Source organism: Microcystis sp. M53603_WE2 (genome assembly GCF_030065435.1).
In genome coordinates, this window is sequence record NZ_JASJFF010001361.1 from 1 (window position 1) to 5,048 (window position 5,048).

7 protein-coding genes are annotated in these 5,048 nt (G+C 43.6%); 2 read left to right on the forward strand and 5 right to left on the reverse strand.

Annotated elements, in window-relative coordinates:
* Positions 1-368 precede the first annotated feature (368 nt).
* A complete protein-coding gene (gene sipA, locus PX481_RS28585; protein ID WP_043998849.1) occupies positions 369-581 on the forward strand; it encodes a regulatory protein SipA in 213 nt (70 codons plus the stop codon).
* 66 nt (positions 582-647) lie between these two features.
* The gene (locus PX481_RS28590) at positions 648-1,598 is read left to right on the forward strand and encodes a glycosyltransferase family protein (protein ID WP_002757257.1); all 951 of its coding nucleotides are present in this window, start codon (positions 648-650) and stop codon (positions 1,596-1,598) included.
* On the opposite strand, the gene PX481_RS28595 is transcribed toward PX481_RS28590, so the two are convergent.
* The 5 genes from PX481_RS28595 to PX481_RS28615 all read right to left on the reverse strand — a co-directional run.
* Positions 1,585-3,186 carry a peptide ligase PGM1-related protein gene (locus PX481_RS28595; protein WP_002757259.1) on the reverse strand — a complete coding sequence of 534 codons (1,602 nt, stop codon included), beginning with the start codon at positions 3,184-3,186 and terminating at the stop codon, positions 1,585-1,587. The genes PX481_RS28590 and PX481_RS28595 overlap by 14 nt on opposite strands.
* A 166-nt stretch (positions 3,187-3,352) precedes the next feature.
* The gene (gene psaJ, locus PX481_RS28600) at positions 3,353-3,481 is read right to left on the reverse strand and encodes a photosystem I reaction center subunit IX (protein WP_002738148.1); all 129 of its coding nucleotides are present in this window, start codon (positions 3,479-3,481) and stop codon (positions 3,353-3,355) included.
* A gap of 45 nt (positions 3,482-3,526) precedes the next feature.
* Entirely contained in the window at positions 3,527-4,021 is a 495-nt protein-coding gene (locus PX481_RS28605; RefSeq protein WP_002748906.1) for a photosystem I reaction center subunit III, read from the reverse strand.
* A gap of 132 nt (positions 4,022-4,153) precedes the next feature.
* Complete coding sequence (locus PX481_RS28610) at positions 4,154-4,573, reverse strand: secondary thiamine-phosphate synthase enzyme YjbQ (RefSeq protein ID WP_002757262.1); 420 nt, start codon at positions 4,571-4,573, stop codon at positions 4,154-4,156.
* Positions 4,574-4,583: 10 nt separating this feature from the next.
* A partial coding sequence (locus PX481_RS28615) for an SAM-dependent methyltransferase (protein WP_288097334.1) occupies positions 4,584-5,048 on the reverse strand: 465 nt, incomplete at its 5' end.

Genomic DNA, 5,048 nt, shown 5'->3' on the forward strand with positions numbered 1-5,048 from the left:
AACCTTTATAGAGACAGACATTGCCGCAATTTTTGTCAATTGTTTGCGATCTGGAGCGAACTAATCAATTAAATCTCTTGCCAGATAAGGATTGAGTCGATTTATGCCCCCCTATCGAACCATAACAAGTCCCGAAGAGCCATAAATCTTTACATTCCTCTCCCTAACTAGCGATTAAGATTTTGGGTCTTTTTGATTGTACCGATAGCGATCGCCCCCCTCGCCGCTAGGTTAGGCAACAGCCCAACCCAACGCCAAAGGCGGATGGCAACAGCTTACAGAATACCTATTCCCTAGGGAATCTATCTTGAGAATGATTTGAAATATGCTAACTTGGAAAATTATCACGATCGCATCTAGCCAGTACCATGAGTGAAATTAGCGTCGGGGGAAAAGTCCGTCTGATTGCCATTCCCCCTTACCTGAAAACCGCCGATCCCATGCCTATGTTACGGCCGCCAGAGCTGCTCGATATCGACGATATCGGCACGGTAATCGATCGCCGGCCGGGGGGTTATTGGGGTGTAAAATTCGCTCGAGGCTCATTTCTGCTCGATAGCAAATATTTAGAGGCCATTTAAACCAGTTAAGTGCATCGCAGTCAAGACAACTTTGATAAATCACAAGCAAATCTAAAGAGTTAATTTATGTCTAATACTTTTCTATCGATCGTTATCCCGATGCGCGAGGGATTTAGCGAACATTGGCTAGGAGAATTATTGAAAGTCAAGGGAGATATAGAATTTATTTTAGTTCATCCTCCTGGGGTCAAACCTTCCCCAGTCAATGATCCACGCATGAAACAGATTGTCTGTGCTTTACGAGGTGAAATTATTCAAAGAAGTACAGGATTTTTAAATGCCAGAGGTACTTATATTCTCACAATCAATTGCGATGAATATTTACACCCTGAGATCGTCACCTTAGTCAAAGACTATTTTGACCGCTTTCCCAATAGTTGGGTATTAAGATTAGCCAGATGTGGATTTCCCTACGGTGAACGAGAAAAATTGGAGAGTCCTTGGCCAACAATTCCCGATGTAAAAAGTTTAGCTATCTGTAGCAGGAGAGAGAATAATAGTAACTTGTTTAAAGAGAATAATTATTTATTAGAAGTACCGATCGCTCCTTTAGATAATCCTTTTAATCCTAGCGCCCTGATCGGGAAACGTCGAGATCACAAGGGTCCTCACATGGAAAACTTTGATAAAAAAGTTTGGAAAAACGAACTGGTACAACCGGCAGTTAAAGAGATTACTGCTTCCATGAGTGTCACTGGTCCGATTAAATATATTCCCTTTTGGTGTTTAGATAGATTACTGGGTTTGTATATTCAGGCCAAGTTTTTTGAGCAAGGTAAAACTATCGGTCATTGGCTGCCAGAAATAGCCGAACAACTGCGGATTGAAGATAATCCTCCTGAGTATAAAAGAACTAAACGTTTTTACTTTATTGCCGAGGTGATTCTCCTGAGAAATTTCCCTAAATACGGTTATCTTTGGAATTTAATTCTCGCTCAAGCGACGGAAGTACCCGGACGAGCTATCGATTCCCTAAAACGCAAATTCTTGCCAGAAAAACCTTCTATATCCAAGTGATCGGTAATCCAGAATAATAATAACCTAAATTTATGGAACTATGCTCTGTTTCCCAATCTAACACCTGTTCCACACGCTGATAAATTGCCGCAGCTTCCTCACTAGAATTGCCGATACAAGTTAACCCTAATTTACCAAATTCTGACAGCGCACCCATGAGATGAAAAACTGTTCCTGTTTTACTGCTACTATCAAAATGTAAGTGATGTTTAGCAATAATATCCATTAAATCATCGGGAAGTAAACCTTTGTATTGGGGTTTGTGGAGATTATCGGAGGCAATATAATACTTTTCTTGGTGAGGTTGACTGAAAAACAATCCGGTTTTTTGATCGTATTCACCATTAGTTAAAAGCTTCAAAGTCATGAAAGGATGGGTAGTTCCTCCTTTTCGCAGATTAATTTCGATCGCCTGTAAATCCCAGACTAAAGTTTCTGGATTTTTGACAGCGACGAAATCAACTCCATAGCGTTCAATTGCCCCCTTTGCTGCCAGAATTTCCCCTATTTTTAGACCTAATTCCTGTAATTGCAGGCGATAATTTTCATCGGCAGGAAAATGACAACCTAGATAAATTTGACCATCGGGACCGCCTAAAATTTGATCGTGAGTGGAAAGAATATTCACTTCTCCCGTGGGTGTAATATAACCTTGCACACTTGGCGATCGCTTTTCTTCTCCTTCAATAAAAGCTTCGACAATTGCCCCTAATTCAGCAATTCTGCCAGAAAAACTCTCCCAATTTTCATCCCTTGCTTGAAAACTCATCTTCTCTAATTGTTTGGACAAGAGATTCATTTTCTCGCTTAAATCTAGACTGTTACTATCAACAATTACCCCTAAAGGACGTAAATCTAAAACTGCATTTCCTTCTCCCGATAACCCCTCATTTAACTTCACTACCATGCGTTTTAGTTGCGGTTGACGGGACCACAAACTAGCGGCCTCATACAACAAATCCTTGACCGTATTTACCTGTAAACTACCGTCAGGATGGGGAATATTGCCTTGAGCAAAAATCTCGCGACTGCCACTTTTAGAACCCCAATACAATAAGTCTGGACTACAGGCAAATAAAGGAATATCTAATTGTAAAGACAATTCTCGCTCTAAATTAGTAGAATTAAAACAAACCATGTAGGCACGATCTCGACGCAACGCTTGCCGGATTCTTGCTACTAAGCGCGGTCTGTCCAGAATTTTTTGGGTTAAAGGTTGAAAAGAGTTATCGTGAGTTGTCAGTAATAACAGACGATTATTAGCATGGGAAAAAGGAATCCCAGGCAACAATTGCAGATAATAATCAATCACCATCCGCGCCAGTGGCTGCGCTGTTACATAGATTAAACGAGTTTTCGGGTGTCGCAACCGAATCAGAGAAAATAATAATCTTTCTTCGTAATGTAAAAAACCCGCTACTTTTTGACCGACTCTCTGATCGATACTAAAAGAAGGGACAACTAGGATATCATAATCCCATTCATCGGATTCGGGAACGTTTTCTCCCTGCCAAATCTCTTTTAATTTTTCTTGTAATTCTTGATACCGCAGACGCTTTCCTAGCATCAAATCTCTATCTAACAGCATGGTTTGTCCCACCTCTGTGGTTGCAGACACCTGTATCTTATCGATTTTTAGAGCCTGTCGTCTCCAGTGCCTTTCTTTTCTTAATATTCCCCCAGTCCCTCCGATCGTTGCCCTTAAAAAGGGATACAGTGGACTCTGTATCCCCTTTAATCACCTGAGATTGCCTTTAGCCTAGCGGGTGGAATAAGAGATCGGGATAAAAGCGATTAAATTCGATTAAAATCCCGGCGGTGAAAGTCAGCAGCGCCATAATTAACACGGGTGCGGACGAGAGAAATTTAGTAAGTCCTTCCATCTGAGTTCTCCTAGGGAATAAAAAGTCAAGGGTTTGACACAAAAATTAACGAGGGGAAACGGTAATTTCCGAATCCTTAACGGTTAATTTACCGGAAGTGGCCTCTTGTAAAGCCGCCAACGGCCAGAGAAAACCCGTTAACATTTTGCTCAAAGCGAGGGGAACATCGATGATGATTTCCTTCATTTCCGCATCTTTGCTGTCGCGCACGGCGATTAAATAGGCCCGACCAACCCAACCGATCCAACCGGTAATGTACAGGAATAGGATGCTAGGGATAAAGAAATCGCCCATGTGATCCCAACGACCATCCACAATTAGGTGCGGATAGCCTTCCGGTCCACAGAGAGCTTGGGAGTAGGTTTGAGCGCGTTTGGCTCCCGATTCGGGGTCAGGAGTGGTGTTGCGGAAACTCTTCGCTTTTTGTAGGAAAGCGGGATTTTCGCTACAAGGGGTCAGATTGGACAAATCAGCCGACGCTGGAGCGGCAAAGGTGAACCAGAGAGATAGCACCAGGGCCAGAGCGAACAATTTTCGCATAAATTGTTTCCTTTTGTTACGAAATATGAAGTTCTTTGTTCAAAAAGCGAACAATTTGATCGTACACGGAAAAAATCTTACTCCGATGAGGGGTACGAGTAAAGTTTCTATTACAAAACTATACGCAACGCTTCAGACCCCGGTGATATGAACCACCACTTGCCTTTGATGACGACTCTGACGATGTTCCCAGAGATAGATACCTTGCCAGATCCCTAAAACTAATTTACCTCTAGCGATCGGGATTTGTTCCGATGTCCGGGTTAGGACCGAGCGAATGTGAGCGGGCATATCGTCTGGCCCTTCGGTAGAGTGATAGTAGAGACTGCTATCTTCCGGGACTAACTTGGCGAAGAAATTGGCCAAATCGGTGAGAACATCGGGATCGGCATTTTCTTGGATCAGCAAAGAAGCGGAGGTGTGACAGACAAATATACTGCATAATCCCGTCGTTATGCCCGATTCAGCCACGATCGCCTCTATGGGGGCAGTGAGACGATGGAAATTCTTGGGACTGGTGGCAATTGTCAGGGATTTTTGATATTGACGCATGGAAACCGAATCAGGGAGAAATGGGGGTGGGGGGGATTGTCCTCGATAGCAAAGGTTGTCCCGCTTGCAAGAGATCGTGAAGGTTCACCACTGCACCGATAACAGCGATCGCTGGGGCTTCAAAGCCGGTGGCTTCGATCTGGTCCATAATCGTGGTGAAAGTACCGATTAACTGCTGTTGTTGCGGTGTTGTTCCCCAGCGAATCAGGGCGATCGGTGTTTCTGGACTTCTGCCGGCCTTGGTTAACTCGCCGATAATATAGGGTAAATTATGCACACCCATATAAACAACAATTGTTTCCGCACCATGGGCGATCGCTGACCAGTTAACTTGAGGACGATATTTACCCGCCATCTCGTGGCCGGTGACGAAGGTAACGGAAGAACTATAATTGCGATGGGTGAGGGGAATACCGGCGTAGGCAGGCACGGCAATTCCTGAAGTGATCCCCGGCACGATCTCGACGCTAATTCC